Source organism: Citrobacter sp. EC_71, assembly GCF_019584005.1.
GTDB classification, from domain to species: domain Bacteria; phylum Pseudomonadota; class Gammaproteobacteria; order Enterobacterales; family Enterobacteriaceae; genus Citrobacter; species Citrobacter werkmanii.
In genome coordinates this window covers 1-14521 of record NZ_VDAY01000009.1, presented here as the reverse complement: position 1 = coordinate 14521, position 14521 = coordinate 1, and the positions used below count along the sequence as shown (strand labels likewise).

General features: G+C 51.5%; 12 protein-coding genes. 9 read left to right on the top strand and 3 right to left on the bottom strand.

The annotated features are described in order from the left end of the window. The first annotated feature begins 117 nt into the window (after positions 1-117). Entirely contained in the window at positions 118-1383 is a 1266-nt protein-coding gene (locus tag FHD02_RS11685; RefSeq protein ID WP_220393891.1) for an aromatic amino acid transporter, read from the top strand. A gap of 443 nt (positions 1384-1826) precedes the next feature. Here FHD02_RS11685 and FHD02_RS11680 read toward each other — a convergent pair whose 3' ends face one another. Next, complete coding sequence (locus FHD02_RS11680; RefSeq protein WP_137361091.1) at positions 1827-3380, bottom strand: L-lactate permease; 1554 nt, start codon at positions 3378-3380, stop codon at positions 1827-1829. A gap of 580 nt (positions 3381-3960) precedes the next feature. Here FHD02_RS11680 and FHD02_RS11675 point away from each other — a divergent pair. Genes FHD02_RS11675 through FHD02_RS11665 form a run of 3 tightly spaced genes read left to right on the top strand, consistent with a single transcriptional unit; the run spans position 3961 to position 6806 of the window. Beyond that, the gene (locus tag FHD02_RS11675; RefSeq protein ID WP_042312620.1) at positions 3961-4680 is read left to right on the top strand and encodes a (Fe-S)-binding protein; all 720 of its coding nucleotides are present in this window, start codon (positions 3961-3963) and stop codon (positions 4678-4680) included. Between the two features lie 10 nt (positions 4681-4690). Then, a complete protein-coding gene (locus FHD02_RS11670) occupies positions 4691-6118 on the top strand; it encodes a LutB/LldF family L-lactate oxidation iron-sulfur protein (RefSeq protein ID WP_079225573.1) in 1428 nt (475 codons plus the stop codon). Next, positions 6111-6806, top strand: coding sequence for a lactate utilization protein C (locus FHD02_RS11665; RefSeq protein ID WP_137371428.1), 696 nt, complete (start codon positions 6111-6113; stop codon positions 6804-6806). Before FHD02_RS11670 ends, FHD02_RS11665 begins: the two co-directional genes overlap by 8 nt. Positions 6807-6855: 49 nt before the next feature. Here the strand turns inward: FHD02_RS11665 and gntP are convergent, their stop codons facing one another. Continuing rightward, positions 6856-8199, bottom strand: a complete 1344-nt coding sequence (gene gntP, locus FHD02_RS11660) for a gluconate permease GntP (protein ID WP_038636883.1) — start codon at positions 8197-8199, stop codon at positions 6856-6858. Positions 8200-8460: 261 nt separating this feature from the next. Here gntP and uxuA point away from each other — a divergent pair, with 261 nt between their 5' ends. From uxuA to FHD02_RS11635, 5 genes are all read left to right on the top strand, one after another. Continuing rightward, positions 8461-9645 carry a mannonate dehydratase gene (gene uxuA / locus FHD02_RS11655; protein ID WP_137361735.1) on the top strand — a complete coding sequence of 395 codons (1185 nt, stop codon included), beginning with the start codon at positions 8461-8463 and terminating at the stop codon, positions 9643-9645. An 80-nt stretch (positions 9646-9725) separates the two neighbouring features. Next, complete coding sequence (locus tag FHD02_RS11650; protein ID WP_220393890.1) at positions 9726-11201, top strand: fructuronate reductase; 1476 nt, start codon at positions 9726-9728, stop codon at positions 11199-11201. 133 nt (positions 11202-11334) lie between these two features. Beyond that, on the top strand, positions 11335-12108 hold the full coding sequence (gene uxuR, locus FHD02_RS11645) for a Uxu operon transcriptional regulator (RefSeq protein WP_137361737.1): 774 nt from the start codon (positions 11335-11337) through the stop codon (positions 12106-12108). Between the two features lie 627 nt (positions 12109-12735). Continuing rightward, positions 12736-12948, top strand: a complete 213-nt coding sequence (locus FHD02_RS11640; protein WP_370602398.1) for a hypothetical protein — start codon at positions 12736-12738, stop codon at positions 12946-12948. 188 nt (positions 12949-13136) lie between these two features. Further along, positions 13137-14144 carry a porin gene (locus FHD02_RS11635; protein WP_220393889.1) on the top strand — a complete coding sequence of 336 codons (1008 nt, stop codon included), beginning with the start codon at positions 13137-13139 and terminating at the stop codon, positions 14142-14144. A 285-nt stretch (positions 14145-14429) separates the two neighbouring features. Here the strand turns inward: FHD02_RS11635 and FHD02_RS24395 are convergent. Then, positions 14430-14521 (bottom strand): hypothetical protein (locus tag FHD02_RS24395; RefSeq protein ID WP_039391442.1); only part of this gene is annotated, 92 nt, incomplete at its 5' end.

Genomic DNA, 14521 nt, shown 5'->3' with positions numbered 1-14521 from the left:
TGTCCGTTACCGTGACATAACTATAAAAAGTAAACCCTGACTCCGACATTTTTATTATCCGCATGATGTACAAATGACAGCTGTAATTATAACGAATAGTCTACAGGAACATTTATCATGGATATTAATGCCATTGAGCGACAGAGTAGTACCCCCGGACTGATTAGCGGAACCATGTTGGTTATCGCGACCGTAGTGGGTGGCGGAATGTTTTCCCTGCCGATTGCGATGGCCGGCGTATGGTTCCCCGGTGCGTCGGTTATTCTTCTTTTTATTGCCATCATGATGTTATTAACCGGCCTGATGCTGGTTGAAGTTAACCTGCATTATGGCGCTGGTGCCAGTTTTAATACCTTTACCCAGGATTTATTAGGCCGTAAGTGGAATATCGTGGTCGGTATCGCTTTCGGTTTTGTGCTGTATATTCTGACCTATGCCTATATCTCCGGTTCATCGGCAGTGATGGCGCAAACCGTATTCAAATACAGTGGTGTACGTTTTCCGGCAAATATCTCGGTGATTATCGTCAGTATGCTGGTTGGGGCAATTGCCTGGTACAGCTCATTGCTGGTTGGACGCATCACTACCGTGCTGATTATCGGTAAGTTTGTAGCGTTCTTTGCCACCTTCTCCGGACTGGTAGGCCATATCGAAGTGGCAAAACTTGTCGACAGCGTAGCGGTGGCGCTGCCTAATTCGCAGTATCTGCCGTATATCCTGATGACGCTGCCGTTTTGCATTATCTCGTTTGGTTTTCACGGTAACGTGCCGAGCCTGGTCAAGCTCTATGGCAAGAGTGGAGTCCCAAATATCACGCGTTCGATTATCATCGGTACGCTGTTTGCCCTGCTACTGTATATCTTCTGGCTGGGTGTCACGATGGGTAACATCAGCCGTTCCGCATTCCCGCCAATTATCGCCAAAGGCGGCAATATCGATGTGTTTGTCGAGGCCATCAGCGAGCTGTTCACCAGCCGGTATATGGATCTGATCCTGACCTTCTTCGGCAACTTCGCAGTAGCCAGTTCTCTGCTGGCGGCGACGCTTGGCTTGTTCGATTATATCGCCGACCTGTTTCACTTCCCGGATGACGGCATGGGCCGCCTGAAAACCGCGCTGGTTACCTACTTCCCGCCAGCCGCCGTGTGCTTCTTCTTCCCAAACGGTTTTGTGCACGCGATTGGCTACGCCGGTCTGGCCTTTACCATCTGGAGCGTGATCCTGCCGCCGTTCCTGGTGAAGGCCGCGCGGAAACGTTTTCCGACCGCCAGCTATACCGCGCCGTGTAATAACACCGTGCTCAATCTGGTGATTATTTGTGGGGCGGTTGTCTATCTGACGGTGGTTCTGGACGTATTTGGTCTGCTGCCAACGTTTCGCTAGCGCAGGAGGCGTTATGTTTATGACATTGCTACGATTTCAGCATCCGCTGGTTTACCGTTTTGCGTGGCTTCGTCTGTGGGTCAGGGTGTTAAGGGCGTGCGGGCTGCGCAAGTGAAAGGGGGCTAGTTGCCGGATGCGGCGCTTGCGCCTTATCCGGCCGACAAATGAGCGTGAAACGCAGGCCTGATAAGCGAATCGCCATCAGGCATTACACGCGGAAGTAGCGTGGTGGGATCAACGCAGAAAAGGCGTCGAACTTCTTCACCATCTTTTTCCAGAACAACATAACAACAATCCTCGATTTGAAACATCGGCGCTATTTTAGTCAGCGCCGACAAATCGTAAAGCCTGTCACCTCGTTCCGATCCCGGGGCGGTGTAAACCTTTATGGTCACCGCTTCGTCAAATACGATTGCCGCGAATTTGGCGGGGTTGACAACGGGTTACGCCATAAACCAGTAATAAAAGAGACCGACTTTCAGGCCGAGGATCACAATGTAGGCGCAGCAGTATTTCATGGTGCCAGACATTATCTGGTTGGCCTGACCGTCCATTTTGGTGGCCGAAACTGCGATGGCGATGCTCTGTGGTGAAATCATTTTTCCGCCCGTTGCGCCGGAGGTGTTGGCCGCCGCCAGCCAGTTGGGATCGATATGCAGCTTACTGGCGGCAATGGTTTGCAGTTTACCGAACAGAATGTTCGAGTTGGTATCGCTGCCGGTGACAAATGTGCCCAGCGCGCCAATCACCGGGGCGAGGAAAACATATGAGCTGCCGGTCAAATCAACAATCGACTGGGCCAGCGTGGAGATAATCCCACTGAGATCCATCACCGTGGCCAGCGCGACGATCGCCATAATCGCCACAATGGAATTTTTAAGCTGGAAAATAGTTTTGATAAACACTTCCAGCATCCCACGTGCCGATGCTCCCTGAATAAAACCGCCGATAATGGTCGCAAAGATGATCAGCATCCCCGGCGTGGTCACCCATTCAACTTTCAGCGCCAGCGTTTTGCCGTCGGCGAGCGTGAAATGCAGTACCGAGGCCAGTTGTGACGCCACAGCTTTTATCGTCGGGAACAGCGGCGAACACAGCAGGATAAAGACAAAAATAAACAGATAGATAGAGCCCACGCGGAACAACACTTTTGCCGAGCGCGGCGTGGTTTCGCGGGTATGGCTGACCTCAATGCGCCATTCGGGATCGGTTTTCCCTTTGCGCAGGCGGCTGACCATCGCGACGGCAAGCAGGCTGACCAGGCTCCCGGCAAAGGCGGGCAGTTCCGCGCCAAGATGGATAGCGACAAAATATTGCGGAACCAGCGTGGTGATGCCACACATCAGCGTGATCAGAAATACGCCGCGAATGGCTTTCAGGCCACCGCCAATTATGCAGACAATGACAAACGGCAGCAGGATATTAAACAGCGCCAGCTGCAAAATAATGGTTCCGCCTAAGGTATAAACCGGCAGATTAACCTGTTCCGCCAGAATAGAAACCGGGATCCCGACCGCGCCGAATGCGGTGGGAACGGTATTTGCCACCAGAGAGGCGATCGCCGCCTTCAGCGGGTTGAATCCGAGCGCAATAAGAATGCCGATCGGGATGGCGACCGCCGTGCCATAACCTGCCGCGGCTTCAAGAAATCCGCCAAAGCACCATGAAATCAGCAGCACCTGAATACGCTTATCTTCGCTAATGCTGGCGAGAATGTCGCGCAGAATATCCAGCGCTTTGGTCGCCTGCATGACGTTATAACTGAAGATAGCGCCGAGGATCACAATCACGATCGGCCATAATCCCTTCAGTGCGCCATAGCCTATCGCGGCTTTCAAATTCTGTACGGGCATTTCCCAGAATAGTGCCGATAGCGCGGCGGTGAATACTAAAGAGATTAGCACAGAATAATGGATGGGCATTTTCAATTTTAATATTAAAAATACCATTAGTAGTAACGGAGAGAGTGCCAGGGCAAACATAAAATATTCGTTCATTGCTATTCCCGATTGGTTCATTAAACCTGATTTATATTTATGGCGGGGAGGCTACCTTGCTGAATTAATAAAAGCTGTAAACTGAATCGCTTCAGTGGATAAAGTAATTATGATTTGTGGTTTTGTAACTATTGTAATCTTTTAATTAAGAATTAGCGCCGTGTAAATATACTTAAGATCAAGCTGAATACCCATAAGTAGTTATTTAACAACCTCTTTGATAATGGTAGTGACGAGAATAGTTATCCCCTGAAACTATTGTTAAGGTGTTAATAATGCTGTGATTTTAAATATAAAAATGTGAGCGATGCCGAAATAAATAAACCTGGGTATTGCATGTCCGAGTCGATTAGGGGATTATTTTGTTTTGTCATACAAATGAAAATGCAGACATTTGCGATTGTCCTGATATAAGAAATGGAGAGTCGCCATCAAAGGAAAACGATCTGAGCATCATTATGAACCCAGGTATTAGTAAAACGAGCAAACCGAAAAACTGGGTGTGAAAGACGATTGAACCTTTGCTTGATATAGCAATATCAAGCGCAATAAACAGAAATGAAGCAATGGAGTAGTTATTGTGAATGTAAATTTCTTTGTTACCTGCATTGGTGACGCACTGAAATCACGGATGGCACGAGACTCCGTATTGCTGCTGGAAAAACTGGGTTGTCGCGTGAATTTCCCCGAGAAGCAAGGGTGTTGCGGTCAGCCAGCCATCAACAGCGGTTACATCAAAGAAGCGATCCCCGGGATGAAAAACCTGATCGCCGCGCTGGAAGATAACGACGATCCGATTATCTCTCCGGCAGGCTCCTGCACCTATGCGGTAAAAAGCTACCCGACCTATCTGGCCGATGAACCTGAGTGGGCGATCCGTGCTGAGAACGTTGCCGCGCGTATGCAGGATCTTACCTCTTTTATCGTCAACAAACTCGGCGTGGTGGATGTCGGCGCCAGTCTGCATGGCCGTGCCGTATATCACCCCTCCTGTAGCCTGACCCGCAAGCTGGGGGTGAAGGAAGAGCCGCTCACACTGTTGAAAAACGTGCGCGGGCTGGAACTGCTGACGTTTGCCGATCAGGACACCTGCTGCGGCTTTGGCGGGACGTTCTCGGTCAAGATGGCTGAAATATCCGGCGAGATGGTGAAAGAGAAAGTTTTCCACCTGATGGATGCGAAGCCGGAATATTTGATTGGCGCAGACGTCAGCTGCCTGCTGAACATTGGCGGTCGACTGCAACGGGAAGGTCAGCCGGTCAAAGTGATGCATATTGCTGAAGTGCTGATGAGCCGCTGAGGGAAAGTAAATGTCGATAAAAACCAGCGATGTAGAATTTAAACTGCGCATTCGTCAGCAGATTGAAGACCCGATCATGCGCAAAGCCGTGGCCAATGCGCAGGAGCGTATCGGCGCGAATCGACAGAAAATGGTCGATGAGTTAGGCCACTGGGAAGACTGGCGCGATCGTGCCAGCCAGATCCGCGATCACGTTCTGAGCAATCTCGATGCTTACTTGTATCAACTCTCCGAGAAAGTGACGCAAAACGGCGGGCACGTCTATTTCGCCAAAACCAAAGAAGAGGCCACCCGCTACATTCTGCAGGTCGCGCAGAATAAAAATGCGAAGAAAGTGGTGAAGTCCAAGTCGATGGTGACCGAAGAGATCGGCGTTAACCATGTGCTGCAGGATGCCGGAATTCAGGTGATCGAAACCGATCTCGGCGAGTACATCCTGCAATTGGATCAGGATCCGCCTTCGCACGTAGTGGTCCCAGCTATTCATAAAGATCGCTATCAGATCCGCCGTGTGCTGCACGAACGTCTGGGCTACGACGGCCCGGAAACGCCGGAAGCCATGACCTTATTCATTCGCCAGAAGATCCGCGAGGATTTCCTGAGTGCCGAAATCGGTATTACCGGTTGCAACTTTGCCGTGGCGGAAACCGGCTCGGTGTGTCTGGTGACCAACGAAGGTAACGCGCGCATGTGCACCACGCTGCCGAAAACGCATATTGCGGTAATGGGTATGGAGCGTATCGCACCGACGTTTGCCGATGTGGATGTGCTGATCACGATGCTGGCGCGCAGCGCCGTGGGCGCACGCCTGACGGGCTACAACACCTGGCTGACCGGCCCGCGTGAGGCGGATAACGTTGACGGACCGGAAGAATTTCATCTGGTGATTGTCGATAACGGGCGCTCGCAGGTGCTGGGTTCAGAGTTTCGTGATGTGCTGCGCTGTATCCGGTGCGGGGCCTGTATGAACACCTGTCCGGCGTATCGTCATATCGGCGGGCACGGCTATGGCTCTATCTATCCAGGCCCCATCGGCGCGGTGATCTCTCCGCTGCTCGGCGGCTATAAAGATTTTAAAGACCTGCCGTATGCCTGTTCACTGTGCACGGCCTGTGACAGCGTCTGTCCGGTGCGGATCCCTCTGTCAAAACTGATCCTGCGTCATCGCCGGGTGATGGCCGAGGAGGGCATTACCCCGAAAGCCGAGCGACGGGCGATCAAAATGTTCGCTTATGCCAACAGCCATCCAGGGCTGTGGAAGGTCGGCATGATGGCCGGGGCCCACGCGGCAAGCTGGTTTATCAATGGCGGTAAAACGCCGCTTAAGGTTGGCGCGATTGGTGACTGGATGGAGGCGCGCGATCTGCCTGATGCTGACGGCGAGAGTTTCCGCAGTTGGTTTAAGAAACATCAGGCGCAGGAGAAAAAAAATGGATAACCGTACCGCATTTTTAAACACCGTCGCCCAGGCGTTGGGTCGTCAGCTGCGTTTCGAGCCACAAGCGGATGCCGCGCCGGTTAACAACTATGCCAACGAGCGCCTGACCGAACTGAGCCCCGAGCAGCGCTGCGAGGCGTTTATCCAGTTTGCCAGCGAGGTGATGCTGGCCCGCTGCGAACTGACCCGCGAGGATCAGGCGGCAGACGCGGCGCTCCGTCTGTGTGAGGAGCTGGGGTCGCAACCGGTGGTACTGAGCGGCGACAGTCGGCTGGTGGAACTGGGCATTACCGAACGCTTACAGCAGGCATGCAACGCCATGGTCTGGGACCCGGCGCGCGGTAGCGAAAATATTACCCAGGCCGAGCAGGCTAAAGTCGGCGTGGTCTATGCCGAGTATGGCCTGACTGAGTCCGGCGGCGTGGTGCTGTTTTCTGCGCCGGAGCGTGGGCGTTCCCTGAGCCTGTTGCCGGAGTCATCGATTTTCGTGCTGCGTAAAAGCACCATCCTGCCACGCGTGGCGCAACTGGCAGAAAAACTGCATCAGAAAGCGCAGGCCGGTGAGCGTATGCCGTCGTGCATTAACATTATCAGTGGACCCAGTTCGACGGCGGATATTGAGCTTATCAAGGTGGTTGGGGTGCATGGCCCGGTGAAGGCGGTGTATCTGATTATTGAGGATTGCTAAGACGGGATGGAAAACCGCTCTGGCGCTACTGGCCAGAGCGGGACAGACGTTATGCAATCATGCTGATGATCAACACGATTATCAGGCCCACCACGGAGTTCACCAGTTCCAGCAGACCCCAGGTTTTCAGCGTATCCTTCACCGACAGGTCAAAGTAGCCTTTGAACAGCCAGAACGAGGCATCGTTGATGTGGGTCAGGGTGTTGGAGCCTGCCGCCGTTGCCAGCACCAGTAGCGCCGGATCGACGCCCACCAGTTGACCGGTTGCCGGGTCGAGGATGGCTGCGCTGATAATTCCCGCCGCCGTCATGGCTGAGACCACGCCCTGGCCGGTTGCCAGACGAATCAGCACGGTTATCAACCACGCCATGATGTACGGAGAAATATTGCCGTGCGACATCAGCATACCGATGGTGTCGCCAATGCCGGTATCGATGATGGTCTGCTTCAGTACGCCGCCCGCGCCGATGATCAGGATCACCATAGCGATACTTTTCACCGCGTTTTCAAAGGCGTTCATGACCCATTGCATATCGTGACCACGCGCGGTACCAAACAGCACGAAGGCAACAATCATGGCGATGAACATCGCAATCGGTGAAGAGCCGAGGAAGTTGACCACTTCCCACGCTTGTGTCCCTTTTACCAGCCAGATATTGGCGATGGTGGTGGAGATCATGATGATCGCAGGGATCAGCGGCACCAGAATAGACACGCCGAATGACGGCAGATTGTTCTGGTCAACCGGGACGTCGGCTTTCATGAATGACGGCGTCGGACGATCGAGGTTGCCGAGGAATTTCGGCAGGATAAGTCCGGCGCAGATCACGCTCGGAATGGTCACCAGAATACCGTAGATGTAGACCATGCCCATGTCAGCGCCGTAGGCGTTAACCAGCGCCACCGGGCCAGGCTGCGGTGGGAACAGGGAGTGAGCGGTGGTCGCGGCGGCAACGGCGGGAATCGCCAGCTTGAGGAAGGGGATCTTCGCTTCCGCAGCAATGACGATCACCAGCGGCGCCAGCATAATAAACGCCACTTCATAGAACATCGCCAGACCGAAGATCAGACCAATAATGATCACCGACAGCTGCACATAGCGCAGGCCGAGGCGCGCCAGTAGCGTATGGGCAATCTGATGCGCCGCCCCGGAATCAACCATCAGCTTACCGATGACCGCCCCGAACACCACGATAATCGCCAGCTCTCCCAGCGTACTGCCGAAACCGGATTTCATGGTGTGCAGCAGCTCCATTAAATCCATACCCGCCAGCATACCGACCGAGAGCGCCGCCAGCAGCAGGGCGACCATCGAGTTTATTTTGAATCTTAGATTAAGTACCAGCATCAGACCGATGCCAAATACGACCCACAGAATATTGAGAACGTGCATAAAACGTCTACCTTCTTTTGGTTGAACCATTATGATTTTGGTTGAGATGTTACATATATTGGTTAACCATTGATGCGATAGATGTCACATTACGTTACATGTTTACATATTTACCGTGTGTTTTTGCGCCATACATAGGATTTCAACACCTTTCAGTGTGATTTGGTTAACCAATTTTGTCGTTTAGGTTGACATGTAATACCAAAAGGAGGAATTTATGCGCCATATCGTCGAGTCCATAATGTAAACGAGGAATAAAACATGGAACAGACATGGCGCTGGTATGGCCCTAACGATCCGGTCACCTTAGCGGATGTGCGTCAGGCGGGTGCCACGGGCGTTGTCACCGCCTTGCACCATATCCCGAACGGGGAAGTGTGGACGGTTGATGAGATCCTAAAGCGCAAAGCGATTGTTGAGCAGGCGGGCCTGGTCTGGTCGGTCGTCGAAAGTGTGCCGATCCACGAAGACATTAAAACCCGTTCTGGCAACTATCAACAGTGGATCGCCAATTACCAGCAGAGCCTGCGTAACCTGGCCCAGTGCGGCATTCGCACGGTGTGCTACAACTTTATGCCGGTTCTCGACTGGACCCGTACCGATCTGGAATACGTCCTGCCGGACGGCTCCAAAGCGTTGCGCTTTGACCAGATTGAATTTGCCGCCTTCGAGCTGCATATCCTCAAACGTCCGGGCGCGGAAGCAGACTACACCGCCGAAGAGATTGCTCAGGCCAATGAACGCTTCACCACCATGAGCGAGGAAGACAAAGCGCGTCTGACCCGCAACATCATCGCCGGTCTGCCTGGTGCGGAAGAAGGCTATACCCTCGATCAGTTCCGTCAGCATCTTGAGCGTTACAAAGATATCGATAAAGCCGCGCTGCGCGAGAATTTTGCCGTCTTCCTGAAAGCGATCATTCCGGTGGCAGAAGAAGTGGGTGTGCGTATGGCGGTACACCCGGACGATCCGCCGCGCCCGATCCTCGGCCTGCCGCGTATTGTTTCCACCGTGGAAGATATGCAGTGGATGGTAGATACGGTCAGCAGCATGGCGAACGGTTTTACCATGTGCACTGGCTCCTACGGTGTCCGTGCGGACAACGATCTGGTTGACATGATCAAACAGTTTGGTCCGCGCATTTACTTCACCCATTTGCGCTCCACGCTACGTGAAGATAACCCGAAAACCTTCCATGAAGCGGCGCATCTTAACGGCGACGTTGACATGTACGAAGTGGTGAAAGCGATCGTCGAAGAAGAGCAACGTCGTAAAGCTGAGGGTAAAGAGGATCTGATCCCCATGCGGCCGGATCATGGTCACCAGATGCTTGACGATCTGAAAAAGAAAACCAACCCCGGCTACTCCGCGATTGGTCGCCTGAAGGGGCTGGCGGAAGTACGCGGTGTTGAAATGGCTATCCAGCGCGCTTTCTTCAGCCGTTAAAGCAGATTTGCCGGTCACCTGTCTGACCGGCTTTTTCCTTTTCTCTTCCGTTGGTATTCCAACGGCTTCTGGAGTTCACGATGACAACGACAATTGCCAGTAGCAACCTGCCGGTTGCGCGTCCGGCGTGGGACAGTTCTCGCCTGCAATCCCGTATTGTTCACCTGGGATGCGGTGCTTTTCACCGCGCGCATCAGGCGCTGTACACCCACCATCTCTTAGAAACCACCGACAGCGATTGGGGTATCTGTGAAGTTAACCTGATGCCGGGTAACGACTGCGTACTGATTGAAAATCTGCGCAAGCAGCAACTGCGGTATACCGTGGCGGAAAAGGGCGCGGACAACACCGTGCTGAAAGTGATTGGCTCGATGAAAGAAGCGCTGCACCCGGATCTTGACGGTTGCGACGGTATTTTACAGGCCATGGCGCGCCCGCAGACGGCGATTGTCTCGCTGACGGTCACGGAAAAAGGGTACTGCACCGACGCTGCCAGCGGCCAGTTAGATCTCAATAACCCACTGATTAAGCACGATCTGGCAAACCCAACCGCGCCGAAATCGGCGATTGGGTACATCGTACAGGCGTTGCATCTGCGTCGCGAGCAGGGGCTGGCGGCCTTTACCGTGATGTCCTGCGATAACGTGCGTGAAAATGGTCATGTGGCGAAAGTCGCGGTGCTGGGCCTGGCGCAGGCGCGCGACCCGCAGTTAGCGGAGTGGATTGCAGCTAACGCCACCTTCCCATGCACCATGGTAGACCGCATTGTGCCGGCAGCGACGCCAGAAACGTTGCAGGAAATTGCCGACCAGCTGGGCGTTTACGATCCGTGTGCTATCGCCTGTGAGCCGTTCCGTCAGTGGGTGATTGAAGACAATTTCGTCAACGGTCGTCCGGACTGGGATAAAGTCGGCGCGCAATTCGTTGCCGATGTGGTGCCGTTTGAAATGATGAAATTGCGCATGCTTAACGGTAGCCACTCTTTCCTCGCGTATCTGGGCTATCTTGGTGGGTATGAAACTATCGCCGATACCATGACGAATCCCGCGTACCGCAAAGCGGCGTTTGCACTGATGATGCAGGAACAGGCGCCGACGCTGGCGATGCCGGAAGGCACCGATCTCAACGCCTACGCGACGCTGCTGATCGAGCGTTTTAGCAACCCGTCTCTGCGCCACCGCACCTGGCAGATTGCGATGGATGGCAGCCAGAAACTGCCGCAGCGCCTGCTGGATCCGGTACGTATGCATTTGCAAAACGGCAGCGACTGGCGTCACCTGGCGCTTGGCGTTGCGGGCTGGATGCGTTATACCCACGGCGTGGATGAGCAGGGGCAGGCCATTGATGTTGTTGACCCAATGCTGGCTGAATTCCAGCGTATTAACCAACAGTACCAGAGGGCTGAACGCGTGACGGCGCTGCTGGGGCTGAGCGGTATTTTTGGCCATGATTTAGCGGAAAACGCCGACTTTGTTGAGACGGTTATCGCCATGTATCAACAACTGTGTGAGCTGGGCGCGCGTGAGTGTGTTGCCGCGCTAAGCGCTGACGCTTAATTCCCCGAACTATGACGGGTCAATCAAAATACTGATTTGGTTGACCCGTTTTCTGTTTTTGACCTGCCGCAAATGCTATAGTTCGATACCTATTCACCGTATCTGATTACACGCTTCTGACGGACATAACACGATGAAATCGAACACTTCTCAACAAAGACCCTACCAGGAAGTGGGTGCCATGATCCGCGATCTGATTGTCCAGACGCCGTACCAGCCCGGTGAGCGTTTACCGCCGGAGCGTGAAATTGCTGAGATGCTTAATGTCACTCGCACGGTGGTACGCGAAGCATTAATCATGCTGGAAATTAAAGGACTGGTGGACGTGCGTCGCGGTGCCGGAATCTACGTGCTCGACAATGCGGATGCGCAGAGTATCGACAGTACCGATGCAAATCACTGCAACGATGCCGGTCCGTTTGAACTGCTGCAGGCACGCCAGTTGCTGGAAAGCAACATCGCTGAATTTGCTGCGCTGCAGGCCACTCGCGAAGATATCGTGAAAATGCGTCAGGCGTTGCAACTGGAAGAGCGTGAGCTGGCCTCCAGCGAACCGAATGGATCAGAAAGCGGTGACATGCAGTTTCATCTGGCGATTGCTGAAGCCACGCATAACAGCATGCTGGTGGAGTTATTTCGCCAGTCATGGCAGTGGCGTGAGAACAACCCGATGTGGATCCAGCTTCATAGCCACCTCGATGATACTCATTACCGTAAAGAGTGGATGGTCGACCACAAGCAGATCCTGGCGGCGTTAATTAAAAAGGACGCCCGCGCGGCGAAGCTGGCAATGTGGCAGCATCTGGAAAACGTCAAACAACGGCTGTTGGAATTTTCAAATGTCGATGATATCGACTTTGATGGCTATCTGTTCGAGTCCTGGCCGCTGGATAAAGTTAACGCCTGATTTTGCTTCTTCAGCCACACGGACAGCTTCGGTCCGTGTGGTACTTTCCCTCGTGATTATTCCCCTTTTATCGTGCTGAATTGGACATAAAAAATTTTGTCTGGCGCCTCAGCCGGGATTTTTTCGCCGTCTTTACACGACGTAAATTGATTTATATCAATTAAAAACAACTTAATTTTGCATGCGAAAAAATGGGTTATTTACCTTATTTTTACCTTTTCGTGCTTATTTTTAGACAAAACAGGTCAGCATTAAGTGAGAATCAAAGTGATTCCGGCAGTGGTTTGGGTAGAACCGCTTTGCATAACAGTACATAAAAACAAGCAGTTCGCATAAAAGTAGACATTAATAACGGTATGTAACTTATTGGCTGCAATGATGTTTTGATTGAGTGTAATAATTCGTGTCAATGCTCATGCGTTTTTAATCAAATGAATAAAAATGAATATATGTAAAGTTAAAATTACACATTATTCTATAAACAAGTTATCTTTCACTTGAAATATCGTTCCATTTTACCTCGCTTTATTAACAGTTTTATTACGATTGTGAATGTTTTTTACCGTTGACATGTTTTTACACTGACTGCATATTTCATCGCCATAAGCGTCTTATTGCGTTCAGGAGATGATGACGATGCCTTCTCGAGATTATCCCGATATCCGAAAAGCCAGGGGTACCCGATCTAAAGATATGGTTCTTTTAAGTGCCCGTGTTGATAATTCTCTGTGGGAATATGTCCGAACGCTGGCATTTGAAACGCGAAAAAGTAAACAAGATATTATCGCTGAGGCGTTAATGCTACATCGCTCTATTAACCAGGGCGAGAATCAAGAGTAAACCTGGCTGACCTTATTCCGGATTTTGAATGAAATCTGAGTAGTGAATTATTTATTGCCACTTCATTATTGCCTTTATTGGTGTGTTTTTGATTTCTCCCCTTGGTATTCAGGGGGCTTTTTTATGAGGACTTTCTGCCTTCATAACAAAGTTGATAGCAAAATTCACAATTAAAAGTGAGTAAAAATATGAAAAAGTCAGCAGTGGTATTAGCAGTGATGGCATTAGGCATCACTTCCGCTCATGCAGCGGAAATTTATAATAAAGATGGCAACAAACTTGATTTGTACGGCAAAGTGAAAGCGGTCCACTCCTGGACTGACGGCACCGATGCTGACGGCACCTACGCACGTCTGGGTTTTCGCGGTGAGACTCAAATCAACGATCAACTGACTGGCTATGGTCAGTTTGAAAGTCAGTTTGATGCCGCTAAAGCAGAAGGTTCTCAGAATGGTGTTAATACACGTCTGGCGTTTGCTGGTCTGGATTATGGCCATGACGTTAGCTTTGACTACGGTCGTAACTACGGTATCGCTTACGACGTGGGAGCTTACACTGACACTCTTTCAGAGTTCGGCGGTGACTCCTATGAAAATACTGACCGCTTCCTTACTACACGCACTTCTGGCGTTGCAACACTCCGCACCAAAAATCTGTTTGGTGCCGTTGATGGCCTGAGCCTTGGCGCGCAATATCAGGGTCAGGATGATACCGATAAGGATCCAACGAAACAGTATGGCAATGGCTACGGCTTCTCCCTGGGCTACGATAATATCGCCGATTCCGGCGTGTCTGCGATTGCGGCCTACACCACCAGTTCAGTGACTGCTCAGCAGAAACAGAATGGTTGGGATGGCGAAAACGCAGAGTTCTGGGGTGCTGGCCTGAAGTATGATGCTAACGCCATCTACGTAGCGACGATGTATGGTGAGTCCCACAACCTGATTCAGGATGCGGACAAAGCTGAGCACTTTGAAGCAATGGCTGCGTATGTGTTTGATTTTGGTCTGCGTCCGAACGTGGCTTATGTCCATACGCGTGACAACAATAATAATGACCTGACCGAATATGTGGCGCTGGGTACGGACTACTACTTCAACAAAAATATGGTTGCTGATGTAGGTTATAAAATTAACCTGCTTGATGGCGCTGACGGCGACAACCAGGTTGTTGCGGGTCTGACCTATCAGTTCTAATTTGTTGTGATAATATGTAAAAGGCGTCTTTTGTAAGACGCCTTTTTTACATCTGCCTGCTTTTAATGGATCAAATTAAACCGATCAGGATTATTAAAGTGGGCGATTTTTTTAAACCAGAATATATGTGTTTTCTGAAGATGGTGTTGATGTTGAATTAACATGTCCATTTTTACGCATTTTAAAGTGAGTTTATAAATTTCCTGATGAGTATATTGTTGGTTATTTATGCATTTATTAAATGTTGACATTAAATAACGGACTAAATAGCTGCGCCTAATACCGCTACACTTTTGCCTGGCCATGTTTTCCTCCGGGGAATGGGCTGGCGGTTTCCATAAAATGGCGGACCTTTTTCAGTAACTGCCACATTGAGC

What these genes read in the sequence shown, in the direction of transcription:
- FHD02_RS11650 (WP_220393890.1), top strand. Translation starts at nt 9,726, where the DNA reads ATGACAACGACAATTGCCAGTAGCAACCTGCCGGTTGCGCGTCCGGCG.
- FHD02_RS11635 (WP_220393889.1), top strand. Translation starts at nt 13,137, where the DNA reads ATGAAAAAGTCAGCAGTGGTATTAGCAGTGATGGCATTAGGCATCACT.
- FHD02_RS11670 (WP_079225573.1), top strand. Translation starts at nt 4,691, where the DNA reads ATGTCGATAAAAACCAGCGATGTAGAATTTAAACTGCGCATTCGTCAG.
- gntP (WP_038636883.1), bottom strand. Translation starts at nt 8,199, where the DNA reads ATGCACGTTCTCAATATTCTGTGGGTCGTATTTGGCATCGGTCTGATG.
- FHD02_RS11665 (WP_137371428.1), top strand. Translation starts at nt 6,111, where the DNA reads ATGGATAACCGTACCGCATTTTTAAACACCGTCGCCCAGGCGTTGGGT.
- uxuR (WP_137361737.1), top strand. Translation starts at nt 11,335, where the DNA reads ATGAAATCGAACACTTCTCAACAAAGACCCTACCAGGAAGTGGGTGCC.
- FHD02_RS11680 (WP_137361091.1), bottom strand. Translation starts at nt 3,380, where the DNA reads ATGAACGAATATTTTATGTTTGCCCTGGCACTCTCTCCGTTACTACTA.
- FHD02_RS11640 (WP_370602398.1), top strand. Translation starts at nt 12,736, where the DNA reads ATGATGACGATGCCTTCTCGAGATTATCCCGATATCCGAAAAGCCAGG.
- FHD02_RS11685 (WP_220393891.1), top strand. Translation starts at nt 118, where the DNA reads ATGGATATTAATGCCATTGAGCGACAGAGTAGTACCCCCGGACTGATT.
- uxuA (WP_137361735.1), top strand. Translation starts at nt 8,461, where the DNA reads ATGGAACAGACATGGCGCTGGTATGGCCCTAACGATCCGGTCACCTTA.